Source organism: Priestia sp. KCTC 13724, assembly GCF_056820425.1.
Genome location: NZ_JBXDLD010000040.1, coordinates 1 through 16,655 on the forward strand (window position 1 = coordinate 1; position 16,655 = coordinate 16,655).

Sequence of the window (16,655 nt, forward strand, 5' to 3'; positions counted from 1 at the left end):
TTCATTGGTAAGTGTTACCCTTATACTTCAACAGAGAGTAATCGTAATCCTTTAATTCAACTTATATAGGTCCGTAAAGTAAAAAAAGGGAGTGATGATATGAAGAGAGTACAACTGCAAAATTTTAAAAAATCATATGATCAAAAAACAAATGTCATTAGCGATATCAACGTCACCATTGAAGCAGGAGAATTTTTCGTCTTGGTTGGACCATCTGGATGTGGAAAAAGCACGATGCTCCGCATGATTGCTGGACTTGAAGAAATTACAGAAGGAAATTTGTTTATTGGAGAAGAAAAAGCAAATGGCTTGTTACCAAGTCAGCGCAACTTATCAATGGTATTTCAAAATTATGCGTTATATCCGCATTTAACCGTAGAACAAAACATCACCTTTGGATTGCATACAAAGAAGATATCTAAAATAGAGCAAAGAAAGCGCTGTCAAGAAGCTGCTGAGCTTTTGGGGCTTGACCAACTTTTGAATCGTAAACCAAAACAGCTTTCTGGTGGACAGCGTCAGCGTGTTGCGCTAGCACGAGCAATTGTTACGCAGGCACCCATATGTTTAATGGATGAACCATTATCAAATCTAGATGCAAAGCTTCGTGCCAAAATGAGGTCCGAAATTCGGCAGCTTCAGCGCAAGCTAGGTATCACAATGATTTATGTAACACATGATCAAACAGAAGCTATGACAATGGCAGACCGCATGATGATTTTAAACGGTGGACATATCCAACAGGTAGGAAAGCCTTTAGATATTTATAATTCACCTAGCAATACGTTCGTTGCTTCATTTATTGGAGGGCCTCCTATGAATCTAGCAACGGTACAGGTGCATTCACATCAGCTAGTCTTTGAACAGGGCCAGTCACTTTCATACCCCATGTCTATTGAATTGATGACGGAATACAAAGATTTAATCGTTGGAGTAAGACCAGAAAAAGTGAAGCTGGCAAAAGGGGAAGAGCCAAGTCTGTTAGTAAAGGTTGTAAACGTAGAAATCTTAGGAACGGAAACACTAATTACTTTTACAGTTGGTTCAACTGAACAATGGGTTGCAAGATGGAATGGTCAATGGAACATTGCTGTCGGCGATGAGATTCCGATTTATATTGATCCGAAAGATATCTTTTTATTTCACTCTGAAACCGGTGAATGCGTGCATCAAGATACAAAGCATATTACGTCACATACGGTTGAGGAGGAGTTAGCATGAGTGCTATACCAAAGCTATCAAATGCTGAGGTGATACAACAAAAGCCTGCTTCTCGAGAACGTTCATCGTTGTTAGAAGGCTTAATTTACTTATTGCCGTCTATCCTTTTATTTGGCGTGTTTCTTTTCTATCCTATGCTTCGCACGCTGTATTTAAGCCTATTTATAACAGATAGTCAAGGTGTTCCCATAAGGTTTATAGGGGTGGATAACTTTGTGAATTTACTATCGAATCCTAATTTCTTACAAAGTATGAAAGCTACCTTTTTATTTGTTTTATACACGGTCCCCATTGGGATTATTATCGCTTTATTTTTAGCTTTAATCGCCAATGAAAAGTTAAAAGGAATTGGCTTTTTTCGCACGATGTTTTCATCGACAATGGGTATGAGCGTAGCGGCATCATCTGTTATTTGGATGTTTATGTACAATCCGGCCATTGGCATTATAAATAAAGCCCTCAATACGGTAGGGGTTCAAGGAGTTCAATGGCTGCTTGATCCAAAGTTTTCGCTTATTGCAGTTTCGATTTCAACCATTTGGATGAACGTTGGTTTTACATTTTTAATTTTGCTTGGTGGGTTGCAAAATATCGATGAAAAGCTATATGAAAACGCACAAATTGCAGGGGTAAGTTATTGGTATCAACTAAGGAAAATCACAATTCCAATGCTATCTCCAACACTCTTTTTTATCATTACCGTTTCGTTTATTAACGCGTTTCAAACCTTTGGGCAAATCGACATTTTAACCAAAGGAGGTCCGACAGATTCAACAAACGTAATCGTGTACTCTATCTATAAAGATGCCTTTATCAATTATAATGTTGGATCTGCAAGTGCACAGGCCGTTATCTTATTCTTTTGCATTCTGCTTTTAACCGTCCTTCAATTTAAACTAGGCGAAAGGAAGGTTCACTATCAATGAGCAAAACCAGAAAGTTTATCACGTATACGTTGCTAATTATATCGACTTTCATTATCGTATTTCCCATTCTATACGCTTTTTCCATCAGCTTTATGACCGGGGCACAAGTACTAGAAGGAAAGATTTTACCAACTTCCTTTACGTTCGATAATTACAGAGCGGCCTTTGAGCGAGTTCCGCTTTTAAACTATTTAGTTAACAGTTTTATCGTATCCATTTCAGTTATGTTTGGTCAGATTATTGTTTCCAGTCTTGCTGCTTTTGCTTTTGTGTTTATCTCATTTAAAGGGAGAGAAGCATTATTTTTTCTCTTTATCTCCACGATGATGATACCGTGGGAAGCGACGATGGTTCCAAATTTTTTAACTGTTCAAAAGCTTGGTTGGTTAAATAGCCATCTTAGCTTAACGATTCCGTTTTTTGCTTTAGCGTTTGGAACGTTTTTATTACGACAACAGTTTAAGACAATCCCTCATGAACTGTATGAAGCTTCTCAAGTTGCTGGAATTAGTCGATTTCGATTTTTTTGGAAGGTCGTACTACCAGTTTCAAAGACGAGCTTAGTTACATTAGGAGTCTATAGCTTTTTAACGACTTGGAACATGTACTTGTGGCCACTTCTTGTTACCAACACTGAAGAGGCACGAACAGTACAAATTGGTTTAAAGCAAATGCAAACACAAGAGATTTCAACTGATTGGGGGGTGGTGATGGCAGCGGTTGTTGTGGTGATTTTACCGACATTATTGCTTCTATTCTTAGGTCAAAAACGACTTCAAAAAGGTCTTACACAAGGTGCAATTAAATAAGGGAGTGACAGTAATGAAAAAATGGTTAGCAATACTTAGTGCTTGTATGTTAATGCTTGTTGCAGCGTGTTCAAACTCGAGTAGTGGTTCTGAAGTACAAGAAACAAAGAAAACAGAGGATGGTAAAACAGAAGTTGTCTTTTGGCATGCGATGAGTGGTGACTTAGAAAAAGTTTTAAATACGATGGTAGACGATTACAATAAATCACAGGATGAAGTAGAAGTAAAACCAATGTTTCAAGGAACGTATGAAGAGGCATTAACAAAATTCAACACGGTAGCAGGCACAAAAGATGCGCCTGCTGTTATGCAAACATTTGAAGTAGGAACAAAATATATGATTGATAGCGGGAAAATTCAGCCTGTTCAGAAGTTTATTGATGAAGAAAACTATGATACCTCTCAGTGGGAACAAAATATTTCAAGCTACTATCAAGTAGATGGTGAACAGTATTCAATGCCTTTTAATTCGTCAACGCCTGTTCTTGTTTATAACAAAGATGCATTTAAAGAAGCTGGGTTAGATCCTGAAAAAGCACCAACGACTTATGATGAGCTACAAAAAGTAGCAGAAAAATTAACAAAGAAAAAAGGAAATCAAACAACGCAGTACGGGTTCTCTATTTTAAATTATGGTTGGTTTTTTGAAGAGCTAGTAGCTGCACAAGGCGGTTTGTATGTTGATAATGAAAACGGACGCAACGGTAACGCTGAGAAAGCAGTATTCAATGGAAAAGAAGGGTTAAACGCTTTTAATCTGATTTCAGATATGTATAACGACGGTACTTTTTATAATGTAGGTCAGAATTGGGATGACATTCGAGCCGCGTTCCAATCGAAGAAAGTTGCGATGTTCTTAGATTCATCAGCAGGTGTCAAAACGTTGATTGATAATGCGCCGTTCGAAGTGGGGGTAGCCTATTTACCAGTTCCAAAAGAAGAAGATCGCCAAGGTGTTATTATTGGGGGAGCTTCTTTATGGATGTCGAATGGAATCAGTGAAGAAACGCAAAAGGCAACATGGGATTTTATGAAATATCTTGCAACACCTGAAGCTCAGGCGAAATGGCATGTAGAAACAGGGTATTTTGCTATTAATCCAAAAGCATACGAGCAGGATATTGTAAAAAAGGAATGGGAGAAATATCCTCAATTAAAAGTAACGGTTGACCAATTGAGCCAGACAAAGCCGTCTCCAGCAACACAAGGTGCGCTGATTTCTGTTTTCCCAGAATCTCGTCAGAAAATTGTATCGGGGATGGAAAGTTTATATCAGGGTGTTAAACCACAAGAAGCTTTAGATCGAGCAGCAGAAGAGACCAATCGTTCTCTTGAAGCAGCGAATCAAAAATAAGAAATGGTATAAGGCCCGTTTATGAAAAATCAAGCGGGCTTTTATTCTACATAATAAGGGGAATCGGTATGATCAAAAAAACAAAGGTGTATGCTCATAGAGGGTTTAGCAGCCAATTTCCAGAGAATACGATGCGAGCATTTGAAGAAGCTAGGCAGAGAAACGTAAGTGGTATTGAATTAGACGTACAGCTCACAAAAGATGGAGAAGTCGTTGTTATTCATGATGAAGAAATAAATCGAACTACTAATGGTATCGGCTATGTTCAAGACTTTTTCTTAAAGCAAATTATTTTATTTGATGCCGGAACTTGGTTTCATAAGGCGTTTCACCAGGAGGCTATTCCTACGCTTCGAGATGTGTTTGAATGGATAGTTAGTACAAAGAGTCAGTTAACCCTTAATATTGAGTTAAAAAATGATGTGATAGCGTATGAAGCTCTGGAAGAAAAGGTGCTAGAGCTTATAGAAGAGTATGAGCTTGTGAACCAAGTCATTATCTCATCTTTTAACTACAAAAGCTTGGTGAAAGTTAGGTCTATACATCCACATATTTCACTAGGATTTCTATTTGAAGGAATCGATAACAAAGCGGTTGAAAAAGCTTTGACTATTCAGGCAAGTGGCCTTCACTGTGAGCCTCAGTATGCATTTTCAGCAGAAGGAAAAAGAGCACAAGCGTCTGGACTAGAGCTTCGCGTATATACGGTTAACGACAAGCATTTGTTTCTTCAGCTTATCAATGAAGGTGTAGAGGTTATTATGACGGATGATTTGGAAATGAGTAGCAGGATATAAGTAAATGAGAAAGGCTGGGACATAATTATTTCAGTTGATGAGATATCCAAACTGTTGAGAGGTAAATCCTTTTGGTAGTTCGGATATTTTTGTTGGTTTCGAAAATAAGTTAAAAAACTATTAGAGTAGAAGGATTGTCTGTAGCATGATGGAACGAATTTGTTCTTACAATCTAACTATTGTAGAGACGTCATGATTCGTATTTGAGAAAGAATCATTTAGTTATGGCCTAGCCTCTTTTCAAGTTGTACAAATACAACTTCTTTTCCATAAAACTAAATAGTTTAATAGGCTCTATTTACGTGTTAAGAGTCAACAATGTTTCTATAGACCCACACGAAACTCCTTTGGTACACTAGTTTTGCTCATTTTGTTGAGAAAGGTTGCGAACAGTGTGGAAAATTATTATGAACAAGCTCAAAAAGGTGCATGGGTTAGCATTGTCTCATATATTACATTATCAATTTGTAAGTTAGTCATTGCATTCATTACTAGTTCATTCGCTTTAAAAGCGGATGGTTTAAATAACGTAACGGATATTATTGCTTCAATCGCTGTATTAGTTGGATTGAAAATCTCTCAAAAGCCTCGAGATCATGATCATCCATATGGACATTCGCGTGCAGAGCATATCGCTTCTTTAATCGCGTCATTTATTATGATGGTTATTGGTTTACAAGTTCTTGCTGATGCAGGACAATCTATCTTTCTAAAAGAAGTGGAAGCTCCTAATCTGTTAGCTGCATGGGTAGGGCTGGCAGCCGCAGTTATTATGTTCTTTGTCTATCGTTATAACATTATGCTTGCTAATAAGCTAAACAGTCAGTCGCTTCGAGCCGTAGCAAAAGATAATTTATCAGATGCATTAGTCAGCATTGGCGCTGTTATTGGAATTGTCGGCTCTCAGTTTGGATTACCGTGGATTGACTTGGTAGCAGCTATCATTGTTGGACTCATCATTTGTAAGACGGCTGTAGAAATCTTTAAAGAAGTGACACATTCCCTTACAGACGGGTTTGATCAAGAGCAGTTGTTGCATTATAAAGAAGTTATTTCTGAAGTTCACGGAGTTAATGAAGTTCACGATGTTAAAGCAAGAATGCTAGGGAATCACGTTGTTTTAGATGTAACGGTGAAGGTCGATCCTTATCTAGATGTCATTAATAGTCATCAAATTGCTGATAAGATAGAACATATGATGAGCGACGAGTATCAAATTAAAGATACGCTGGTACATATTGAGCCGGATGTATCAAGAAAGTTAACGTGAAAAGAGTGTTTTTCTTTAGGGAAAGCACTCTTTTTTCTTTTGAGAAAAATTGATTGTTAGAAAAAAGTATTTTAAAACTCTTCACATTTTCAGACAAGTATCCGTTATAAAAGAGGACAGTGAATTAATGAATGTAATGTAGAAGGGTGAGAGCATGAAAAAATTAAGCACCAAAATGATTTTATTCTTCACATCGATTATCATCATCTTATTATTGCTGGTTTCAGGAATTGTTTATCAATTTACGAAAAAGCAAATTGAACACGATGTGCAGGTACAATCACAAACGCTCGTGGGAGAGCTCAAAACAAATATCGGTAATTATTTGAAAATGTATAGTCGTAAAGTAGCTGAGTATAGTGAAAACGACGTACTGGTTAATTTTCTAAAAGAAGAAAAAGAGCCACAAAAAGACAGCTACTTTAGCTGGCAAACGGTTCAAAAGGAATTTCAGCAAGTCAGTGAAAAATATCCAAATATGGCGCTTCAGTATATTGGAACAGAAAATAAAGGAATGTACACGGTTCCGACGCTAGAATATGATGCAGACTATGATCCAACTGCTAGACCTTGGTATAAACAAGCCGTTGAAAGTCCTGGAGAAGTTATTTATACAGAGCCTTATGAAGATGCATCTACTGGCAAAACTGTCGTGACTATTGCTAAAACCATTGATGATCCCAAAACAAATCAACGCTTGGGTGTTATAGCAATGGACTTAGAGCTGAACGCATTAAACAGCATGATTACAGAAGCTGAAGTGAATTATGGTGGATACGGCTTTTTATTTGACCGACAAGGTGTCGCATTGGCTCATCCTACAGAAAGAGGAAACAACTTGAGACAAGAAGAGTTTATGGATGCTGTTTATGCAAAGGATAAAGACTTCATTCGCTATGAGTTTAAAGGAGAAGAGTGTATTTTAGCTTTTGATACAATCGAAGACACGGGATGGAAAATAGGAAACGCCTTTATTTATGATGAGATGCTCAGCAGTGACAAGCAACTTCTGAACATCATTATGATTATCGCGGCTGTTGGGGTCTTATTATCAATCCTACTAATCTTCTTTATTTCAAAAAGCATGACAAAGCCAATCGTTCGATTAAAAGAAGAAGTTGCGAAAGTAGCAGAGGGAGATTTAACGGTTCATATTGAAACCAAATCTAAAGATGAAATTGGTCAACTGACCAATTTGTTCAACGTGATGGTAGGGCGCAATCGCCAATTGATTGCAGCCGTTCAAGAATCTGTGGAAACAGTCAAGGTTTCTGTGGGAAATTTAAGTGCAGTATCAGAAGAAGCGACGGCATCTAGTGAAGAGATAGGAAGAGCGATTCATGAAATTGCAAGCGGAGCGACGCAGCAGGCTTCTGATGCTGATTCAACCAACCATAAAACGATGAGTTTATCAGCTCAAATTGAGCAGGTAATTGACAAAAATACGAAGATTAATACGCTAACTAATGAAGCCATTCAAGCAAATACGCATGGCTTACATCAAGTACAGTCGCTGCGTGAACAAACGAATCAATCTGCTAAAACGATTGAATCAGTTCAAGTTGTTATCAATGAACTGACGGATAAAATGCAAGAAATTGAATATGTTATTCATACGATTAATGATATTTCAGATCAAACAAATTTACTTGCGTTAAATGCGAGCATTGAAGCTGCTAGAGCAGGGGAACATGGAAAAGGGTTTGCTGTAGTGGCGGAAGAAGTACGTAAATTGGCTGAACAGTCATCTACTGCAACAGAGAAGGTTCGTCAAACAATTGCTAGTATTCAAAAAGAAGTTGCCGTGGCTCGTCAAGAATTTGATCACACAAAAGAGCTTTCAGTAGCGCAAGAAGGAGCTGTAACGGATACAGAGCAATCGTTCCATGATATCGCTCAAAATATTGAACAGGTCGTTACATCCATTCAAGATGTAATGAATAATATGCAAGAAATTGATACCCATAAAGATGGTGTGGTAGCATCGATTCAAAGTATTGCTGCCATAGCGCAACAGTCAGCTGCAGGAACAGAAGAAATTACTGCATCGACTGAAGAGCAAATTCGAGCTATTTCCACCGTGTCTGAATCAGCTGAACATCTTCAAGAGCTAAGTGAAGGGCTAATGAAAATGATTCATCAATTTAAAATTGAAGAGAGCGCAAAAGCAGAATAAACAGCTAAAAAGCACAGCCTCACAGGCTGTGCTTTTTAGTGTCAAATTCAGCTAGCTTTTTGAATGGATTCAGCTTTGGGTTTCTTAGAAGTAAAGCGATTAACTAATTGTGAAATCGCTCCGTCTCCAGTTACGTTACACGCTGTTCCGAAGCTGTCTTGAGCCATGTATAGTGCAATCATGAGAGAAGCCATCGTCGCATCAAAACCTAGCATTGTTTGCAGTAAACCTAAAGAAGCCATAACGCCACCACCTGGTACACCCGGTGCAGCAATCATTGTAACACCTAACATTAAAATGAAAGGTAAGACTGTCCCAAACGCCACTTCTGTACCATTGATGTACAGTACCGCCATTGCACATGAAACAATGGTAATAGTGCTTCCTGACAAGTGAATCGTTGCTAGTAATGGAATTGAAAAATCAGCTACTTTATCGCTTACTCCGTTCTTTTTCGCACGTTCCATTGTAACGGGAATTGTTGAAGCGGATGACTGCGTACCAAGTGCTGTAAAATAAGCTGGCATCATATTTTTTAATAAAGCAAGCGGGTTTTTCTTAATCAACGTGCCAGATACACTGTATTGAATAAGTAAAATAGCAAAATGCAGAATTAAAATCATCAAAAACACCTTTGCAAAAACGCTCACAATTGTTTGCACTTGACCACCTTGTGTCATGTTAGCGAAAATCCCCAGAATGTGAATGGGCAATAAAGGAATAATGACTTTACCGATGAGTAGTTCCACAACCGAACGGAAATCAATCATTACTTTTTTTAATGAATCATTTTTAATAGCGGCCATGCCTAGCCCCAGAGTAAAAGCTAAAACAAGTGCTGTCATCACTTCCATTGGAGCCGGAATTTCAAGCTCTAAGAAAGGTTTTAATAATGCTTTCTCAGGGTTTTCAAACGCAGAGGATTGAATGGAGTTATTCAACATAACCGGATATAAATTATGGGCAACAAGATAAGCCAATAATCCAGCTATTGCTGTGGATCCATAGGCTAGAGCAGTTGTTAATCCGAGATACTTTCCTGCTCCCTTTCCAATCTCTCCGATTCCTGGAGCAATGAATGCAAGAATAATGAGAGGAATTGCAAATTCTAAAAAGTTTCCAAATATTTCATTAAACGTAGCGAATATACGAACAAACCATCCCGGCATAAAGCTTCCGATTACAACACCGGCAAAAATGGCCAGAATAATCCGTGGTAAAAGCCCAATTTTTTTCATGATGTCCTCCTGTGAAGTACAAATGTTTTCTAAGAATGTATTATACAGAAAGAGTAACGAAATGTTAAGAGGGAATTTTGTTCAGGGCAAATAAAAACAGCTTTGTTCAACACTAAGCGTGTAGAACAAAGCTGTTTTATCTTTGAAAATACTGGTTGTAAGGAATTAACGGAGCCTGATTCGTTTTTGCTGTTATGCAAATATGTTCATCTGTAAACGGGTGCCAAAAGGCTAGTTTAAAGGCATGTAAAGCTTGCTTTTGACCACTTTGTTTGCGTCCACCATACAAGGTGTCACCGATTAAAGGATGGCCAATAAAACTTAAATGCACGCGAATTTGATGCGTGCGTCCACTTTCAAGCATAAGTGAGACGAGCGTTTCGTTTTTTGACTTATTTTGTGTCAACACTTGAAAATGAGTAACTGCAGCTTGCCCGGATTTTGAGACTCTTCGCCTTGTAGAGTGATGACGGTCTTTCCCAATTGGTTCTGAAATTGTTCCTTGTTTTCTAGCAAATAGTCCATGTGCAAGAGCAACGTATGATCGCTTAATTTTTCTCTGCGCAAGCAGTTGGTCGAATACAGAACTAGCAATACTGTGTTTTGTAAATAGAATAGCTCCTGACGTATCGCGGTCAAGCCTATGAACATGTCGGGGTTTTGTATATAAACCTTGCTTAGAAAAATAATAAGCAGCGGCATTTAACAGCGTCTTAGTATCCTCAGGAGATGAAGGGTGCGTATCCAGGCCCTGCGGTTTATTTATAATTAACACATGAGGGTCTTCATACAAAATCTCAAGCTGCAGAGGATACGGCTTAATCGTATGCTCTTCTGGACTGTAAAGATGAAGGTCGGCTTTATCTCCTTCTTGTAGCACGTAATTCCACGATAGCGTTTCCCCGTTTATTTTGATGCTTTTATTCATTCGAAATAAATGCATCGTTTTTTTAGGAAGATGCCACTTTTCTTTTAAATATTCTTCAATTGTTAACTGATTGTCTTGCTTAGTAATGGGAATTGTTACCCATTCACTCTGTACATTCACGCTTATCTCATCCTTTTCTTTCATGAATTATGGTAGATTTCAACAAGTGCGGAAGTTCCTTTTTTTAGGAGGAAATAACTACCTTACCTTCTTTGTTTTTATTTATGTTATCCTACGTATATAAACTTGTTTTATAAAAGGAGGGGCAACGTTGAAAATTGCATGTGCAGCTCCAGCTGAGATGGAACATTACATAGAAGAATTAACGGAACAACTTCTATACGATTTATTACCTCAATATGTATCAGATGAACGGCTACAGCATATTCATAATCATTATTTACTTGGTCATCATGATGAGTCTAACCCATTATATAATGGATTACTTGATGAAGCATTGCAAGTCATTAGTAGTTTACAAACGGTTATTGCTTTAGTTGAATCGATTCAACATCGTCCAATTGAAAAGAGTGATCGTGATCGATTCAGTAAAAATGTTAGAATACTCAGTAAATTCGGGTTTATCTTTCCTTTATCTATTGAACTATTTGAACGAGAAAATTTACTTGTATCCTATTCACAGACCTCATCTCAAACTGAATATTATCATTAAAATGAGTTTGGGACATAACAAAATGATTGCTTCTAAGAGACGAACACTAGCTGTTCCAATCTTTTTGGTTTGTCTGAACACGTTCGTTCCATTGCGCTACGGCCACTCGCTTTCCGCGGGGAGGAACCTGAGCTTCCTCGCTGCGCTGCGGGATCTCAGTTTTCCCTCTCTTTCCCGCAGGAGTCGAGTGTCCTACGCTCCATTCCACCCTGTTTCCAACATTATTTTCACAATCAAAAGAACCTGAACGATTAAAAGTGAGAAACTCTCAATCGTTCAGGTTTATCATTGGCTGAATTACTTATGTCCCAGCCTCTTTTAGGATGTTGAATAGTTAGAATTTTTAATTTTGTTTAATATAATGAAAAAAAGGGAAACTAAATTCTCAGCTATGTGCGAAAGAGGGTTGTTAAATATGTCAACAATAGATTTGTCAAAGTTTGAGAAAAAAATGATTATCCGAAACGTTAAACACTCTGATATAGATGCAATTTTAGCACTTCAAAAACTATCATTCCCAGGGATGGAGCCGTGGAAGCGTGAACAGTTAGAAAGCCACCTAGAAATTTTTCCAGAAGGTCAAATTTGCGCAGAGTTTGACGGTGAAATTATTGGTTCATGTTCAAGCTTGATCGTCAACTTTGATGAGTATGATGACCAGCATACATGGGATGATATTACAGACGAAGGGTATATTACAAATCATAATCCAGAAGGCTATAACCTATATGGGATTGAAGTGATGGTTCATCCAAATTATCGAGGCATGAAAATTGGACGACGACTATATGAAGCGCGCCAAGATTTAGCACGTGAACTGAACTTAAAGAGTATTATTATTGGGGGGCGCATTCCTAACTACCATAAGCATTCAGGAGAAATGTCCCCTCGTGAATATGTAGAACAGGTAATTCATCATAAAATCTATGACCCTGTTTTATCGTTTCAATTAATGAACGGTTTTACTTTGATGCGCATCAATCCTGGCTACCTGCCAGATGATTTAGCTTCTAATAAATACGCAACGCTCATGGAATGGAATAACGTAGACTATGTACGACGTTCAAAGCGTCATTTTAAAACATCATTCCCAGTGCGTATTTGTGTTGTGCAGTATATGATGAAGCAAATCAATTCGTTTGAAGAATTTGCTACTCAAGTGGAGTACTATACAGACGTTGCGTATGATGCAAAAGCAGATTTTTGCGTATTCCCAGAAATATTCACAACGCAGCTTATGTCATTTTTAGATGAGCAAATTCCAAGTAAAGCAATTCAGCGCCTTACAGAGTACACGGAAGAATATATTGAGCTTTTTACAGGGTTAGCTGTAAAATACAACGTAAACATTATTGGCGGTTCACACTTTGTTGAAGAAGATGACGGTGATATCTTTAATATTGCGTATTTATTCCGCAGAGATGGAACAATTGAGAAACAGTATAAAGTTCATATTACGCCAAATGAACGCAAATGGTGGGGCATTAGTCCAGGAAATGATGTCGAAGTATTTGATACAGATTGCGGGAAAATCGCGATCCAAATTTGCTACGATATTGAGTTCCCTGAACTGGCACGTATCGCAACGGATAAAGGAGCTAACATTATCTTTACACCTTTCTGTACGGAAGACCGTCAAGGTTACTTACGTGTTCGCTATTGTTCTCAGGCACGCGCTGTGGAAAACCAAATCTACACCGTAATTGCAGGAACAGTAGGGAATTTACCAGAAACGGAAAATATGGATATTCAATACGCGCAATCAGCTATCTTTGCCCCTTCCGATTTTGAGTTTGCAAGAGATGGTATTGTAGGGGAATGTAATCCAAATATTGAGATGGTTGTGATTGGGGACGTTGATCTTGAGATTTTACGCAGACAGCGCCAGTCAGGAACAGTTCGTCAGTTAAAAGATCGTAGACATGACGTCTATAATATTAAATATAAAAAGTAAATTATTTTACACCATGCAAATGCATGGTGTTTTTTTGCTCATCTTTTGTCATAATATAAAGAAATAAATAAACAGAGTGAGGGGAAAACATGAGTTTTCATGGACAATCCGTTTTGCCTGCTGTACGTGATATGAAGCAGTTGGAACGTTTTTTAGCAAGTGAATATGAGTATGGCGTTTTGTTAGATAACCAAGTGGGATTACTGCGAGGCATTATGAAAGAAGTTCATCGTCATCAAAAAAAAATGATTATTCATCTCGATTTAATACATGGCCTAAAGCAAGATGAATATGCAGTCGACTTTCTATGTCAAGAATTGAAGCCAGCTGGCATTATCTCCACTCGTACCAACGTGATCTTAAAAGCGAAACAGCGAGGTATTTATGCCATTCAGCGCGTCTTTTTGCTAGATAGTACAGCCCTTAAGAAAAGCTATGAACTCATTAAAAAGGTCGAGCCAGATTTTATTGAGCTGCTACCAGGGATTATTCCATCACTTCTTAAAGAGGTAGCGGAAGAAACCGGGATACCAGTTCTCGCAGGTGGTCTTATTCGAACGGAAGAAGAAGTAAAGAATGCAATCGCTGCAGGTGCAGCTGCAGTCACTACTTCGAATAAACAATTGTGGAATACATTTAAATAAAGAGTTATGAAGTTTGAATTTTTTGTCGGAAATGTATTGACAACGCTTTCAATAGCTAGTAAACTTGTAAACAAGTTAATACATGTGACGGAGAATAGGAGATCCACGATATAGCTCTTTAAATTTATATACATGAATTTAGAGGGAAGTATGGTGGATTTTTTTATTCTCTTATCGTTGTAAACGATTTCTTATTAGACCGAAGGAGGGTTTTTATATGAGTCCATTTTTAGGTGAAGTAATTGGCACGATGATTTTAATTATATTAGGTGCTGGAGTTTGTGCCGGCGTTAATTTAAAAAAATCATATGCAGCAAATTCAGGTTGGATTGTTATTACGTTTGGTTGGGGACTAGCTGTTGCAATGGCTGTATACGCAGTTGGTAACATTAGTGGTGCTCACTTAAATCCAGCTGTAACAATCGGATTAGCCATTGTCGGAGATTTTTCGTGGAAGGAAGTACCACTTTATATACTAGCACAAATGATTGGTGCAATTTTAGGAGCAACATTAACATATTTACACTATCTACCGCATTGGAGAGAAACAGCTGACCAAGGAACAAAATTAGGTATTTTTGCAACAGGGCCAGCTATCCCAAATCCATTTTCAAACTTATTAAGTGAAACAATTGGCACATTTATTCTAGTGGTTGGCTTATTAACAATTGGAGCAAACGAGTTTACAGAAGGATTAAACCCATTAATTGTAGGTTTTCTTATTATAAGTATTGGTTTATCACTCGGTGGTACAACTGGTTATGCTATTAACCCTGCGCGTGACTTAGGTCCCCGTATTGCACATGCAATTTTACCGATTGCGGGAAAAGGATCATCAAACTGGGGTTACGCTTGGGTACCTGTGTTAGGACCTGTAATAGGTGGATCGTTAGGAGCAGTATTTTACCTTGCAGCATTTAAAAACCAAACAGGCAGTGCATTATGGATTGTATTAACAATTGTAGTAATAGTATTTGCAGGAATATATGGTTTATCAAAAGAAAAAAATGCACCAGGAATGGTAAAGAAAAGCGCTATTAAATAAATGAATGCGTTTTAATCAGAGCCAGAGTAAAATAAAAGAAATGATACGAAAAGGGGAAATAAAATATGGAAAAATACATTTTATCATTGGACCAGGGAACAACAAGCTCTCGTGCAATGTTATTTAATAAAAAAGGAGAAATTGTTCACGTTGCTCAAAAAGAGTTTACTCAATACTTTCCTAATCCAGGTTGGGTAGAGCATAATGCTAACGAGATTTGGGGCTCTATTTTATCAGTTATCGCTTCTTGCTTATCAGAATCAGGGGTAACGCCTAAACAAATTGAAGCAATTGGAATTACAAATCAGCGTGAAACAGCAGTTGTGTGGGAAAAAGCAACAGGTAAGCCGGTTTATAATGCAATTGTATGGCAATCTCGTCAAACAGCAGGCATTTGTGAAGAGCTAAAAGAAAAAGGATACAACGATACGTTTCGTTCAAAAACAGGTTTGTTAATTGATGCGTACTTCTCAGGTACAAAAGTAAAATGGATTTTAGATAATGTTGAAGGTGCACGCGAGAAAGCTGAAAACGGTGAGCTTTTGTTCGGTACAATTGATACATGGCTGATTTGGAAGTTATCTGGAGGAAAAGCTCATGTAACCGATTACTCGAATGCGTCTCGTACACTAATGTTTAATATTTACGATTTACAATGGGATGATGAGCTATTGGATATCTTATCAGTGCCAAAATCAATGTTACCTGAGGTCAAGCCATCATCAGAAGTGTATGGGCATACGGTTGATTACCATTTCTTTGGTCACCACATTCCAATTGCAGGAGCAGCAGGGGACCAGCAAGCAGCTTTATTTGGACAAGCATGCTATGAAAAAGGAATGGCGAAGAACACGTATGGAACTGGGTGCTTCATGTTAATGAACACGGGTGAAAAAGCCGTTAAGTCTGATCATGGGCTTTTAACAACGCTAGCTTGGGGCGTAGATGGAAAAGTTGAGTATGCACTAGAAGGAAGTATCTTTGTAGCTGGTTCTGCCATTCAGTGGCTTCGCGATGGGCTGCGCATGTTTAAGGATGCAAAAGAAACAGAAAAATATGCTAATCGCGTAGATTCAACAGATGGTGTATACATGGTTCCTGCTTTTGTAGGTCTGGGCACACCGTATTGGGATAGTGATGTTCGCGGTGCCATGTTTGGCTTAACGCGAGGTACAAAAAAAGAGCATTTTATTCGAGCTACGCTAGAAGCATTAGCATATCAAACAAAAGACGTGCTAAGCGCAATGGAAGCTGATTCAGGCATTACATTAAAAACCCTTCGTGTAGACGGTGGAGCAGTTAAAAACAACTTCTTAATGCAGTTCCAAAGCGACTTGTTAAACGTGCCGGTTGAGCGTCCTGAAATTAATGAAACAACGGCGTTAGGAGCAGCTTATCTTGCAGGTCTGGCTGTAGGCTACTGGAAAGATCGCGAAGAGATTGCGCAGCAGTGGAATATGGAAAAGTCGTTTGAACCTGATATGGAAGAAAGCCGTCGTGAGGACTTATATGCAGGTTGGAAAAAAGCAGTTAACGCAGCGATGGCGTTTAAATAAAAGTAAATGTAAATATTGTTATTTTGCGTTTTAAAATTGAAAAATTCCTACTGAGATAGAGGAA

15 protein-coding genes are annotated in these 16,655 nt (G+C 38.1%); 12 read left to right on the forward strand and 3 right to left on the reverse strand.

Features of this window, described 5'->3' with window-relative positions; translation table 11 throughout:
* The first annotated feature begins 99 nt into the window (after positions 1 to 99).
* The 7 genes from AC1UFB_RS06160 to AC1UFB_RS06190 all read left to right on the forward strand — a co-directional run bounded on the left by AC1UFB_RS06160 (position 100) and on the right by AC1UFB_RS06190 (position 8,553).
* Positions 100 to 1,221 (forward strand): ABC transporter ATP-binding protein, encoded by a 1,122-nt coding sequence (locus AC1UFB_RS06160; RefSeq protein WP_100348081.1) that lies wholly within the window; start codon positions 100 to 102, stop codon positions 1,219 to 1,221.
* On the forward strand, positions 1,218 to 2,147 hold the full coding sequence (locus AC1UFB_RS06165) for a carbohydrate ABC transporter permease (protein ID WP_225002102.1): 930 nt from the start codon (positions 1,218 to 1,220) through the stop codon (positions 2,145 to 2,147). Before AC1UFB_RS06160 ends, AC1UFB_RS06165 begins: the two co-directional genes overlap by 4 nt.
* Entirely contained in the window at positions 2,144 to 2,956 is an 813-nt protein-coding gene (locus AC1UFB_RS06170) for a carbohydrate ABC transporter permease (RefSeq protein WP_076513341.1), read from the forward strand. Before AC1UFB_RS06165 ends, AC1UFB_RS06170 begins: the two co-directional genes overlap by 4 nt.
* A gap of 13 nt (positions 2,957 to 2,969) precedes the next feature.
* Positions 2,970 to 4,310 (forward strand): ABC transporter substrate-binding protein, encoded by a 1,341-nt coding sequence (locus tag AC1UFB_RS06175; RefSeq protein ID WP_482588766.1) that lies wholly within the window; start codon positions 2,970 to 2,972, stop codon positions 4,308 to 4,310.
* A 68-nt stretch (positions 4,311 to 4,378) separates the two neighbouring features.
* Entirely contained in the window at positions 4,379 to 5,107 is a 729-nt protein-coding gene (locus tag AC1UFB_RS06180; RefSeq protein WP_061784705.1) for a glycerophosphodiester phosphodiesterase, read from the forward strand.
* 394 nt (positions 5,108 to 5,501) lie between these two features.
* Positions 5,502 to 6,377: a cation diffusion facilitator family transporter gene (locus tag AC1UFB_RS06185; protein WP_206783046.1), complete on the forward strand. Its 876-nt coding sequence runs from the start codon at positions 5,502 to 5,504 to the stop codon at positions 6,375 to 6,377.
* A gap of 154 nt (positions 6,378 to 6,531) precedes the next feature.
* On the forward strand, positions 6,532 to 8,553 hold the full coding sequence (locus AC1UFB_RS06190) for a methyl-accepting chemotaxis protein (RefSeq protein WP_482588768.1): 2,022 nt from the start codon (positions 6,532 to 6,534) through the stop codon (positions 8,551 to 8,553).
* A gap of 47 nt (positions 8,554 to 8,600) precedes the next feature.
* On the opposite strand, the gene AC1UFB_RS06195 is transcribed toward AC1UFB_RS06190, so the two are convergent.
* Both AC1UFB_RS06195 and AC1UFB_RS06200 read right to left on the reverse strand, forming a co-directional pair.
* Complete coding sequence (locus tag AC1UFB_RS06195) at positions 8,601 to 9,791, reverse strand: dicarboxylate/amino acid:cation symporter (protein ID WP_062686555.1); 1,191 nt, start codon at positions 9,789 to 9,791, stop codon at positions 8,601 to 8,603.
* A gap of 136 nt (positions 9,792 to 9,927) precedes the next feature.
* A complete protein-coding gene (locus tag AC1UFB_RS06200; protein WP_281998576.1) occupies positions 9,928 to 10,839 on the reverse strand; it encodes an RluA family pseudouridine synthase in 912 nt (303 codons plus the stop codon).
* A 151-nt stretch (positions 10,840 to 10,990) separates the two neighbouring features.
* Between AC1UFB_RS06200 and AC1UFB_RS06205 the strand changes: the two genes are divergently transcribed.
* Positions 10,991 to 11,392: a DUF5365 family protein gene (locus AC1UFB_RS06205; protein WP_025908490.1), complete on the forward strand. Its 402-nt coding sequence runs from the start codon at positions 10,991 to 10,993 to the stop codon at positions 11,390 to 11,392.
* A 46-nt stretch (positions 11,393 to 11,438) separates the two neighbouring features.
* On the opposite strand, the gene AC1UFB_RS06210 is transcribed toward AC1UFB_RS06205, so the two are convergent.
* On the reverse strand, positions 11,439 to 11,600 hold the full coding sequence (locus tag AC1UFB_RS06210) for a hypothetical protein (protein ID WP_156413469.1): 162 nt from the start codon (positions 11,598 to 11,600) through the stop codon (positions 11,439 to 11,441).
* A 207-nt stretch (positions 11,601 to 11,807) separates the two neighbouring features.
* On the opposite strand from AC1UFB_RS06210, the gene AC1UFB_RS06215 reads away from it, so the two are divergent.
* The 4 genes from AC1UFB_RS06215 to glpK all read left to right on the forward strand — a co-directional run bounded on the left by AC1UFB_RS06215 (position 11,808) and on the right by glpK (position 16,591).
* Positions 11,808 to 13,346, forward strand: coding sequence for a GNAT family N-acetyltransferase (locus tag AC1UFB_RS06215; protein WP_100348078.1), 1,539 nt, complete (start codon positions 11,808 to 11,810; stop codon positions 13,344 to 13,346).
* Positions 13,347 to 13,435: 89 nt separating this feature from the next.
* A complete protein-coding gene (locus tag AC1UFB_RS06220; protein ID WP_025907831.1) occupies positions 13,436 to 13,990 on the forward strand; it encodes a glycerol-3-phosphate responsive antiterminator in 555 nt (184 codons plus the stop codon).
* A 217-nt stretch (positions 13,991 to 14,207) separates the two neighbouring features.
* Positions 14,208 to 15,035, forward strand: a complete 828-nt coding sequence (locus AC1UFB_RS06225; protein ID WP_025907830.1) for an MIP/aquaporin family protein — start codon at positions 14,208 to 14,210, stop codon at positions 15,033 to 15,035.
* Positions 15,036 to 15,100: 65 nt separating this feature from the next.
* The gene (glpK, locus tag AC1UFB_RS06230) at positions 15,101 to 16,591 is read left to right on the forward strand and encodes a glycerol kinase GlpK (RefSeq protein ID WP_025907829.1); all 1,491 of its coding nucleotides are present in this window, start codon (positions 15,101 to 15,103) and stop codon (positions 16,589 to 16,591) included.
* Positions 16,592 to 16,655: the final 64 nt, after the last annotated feature.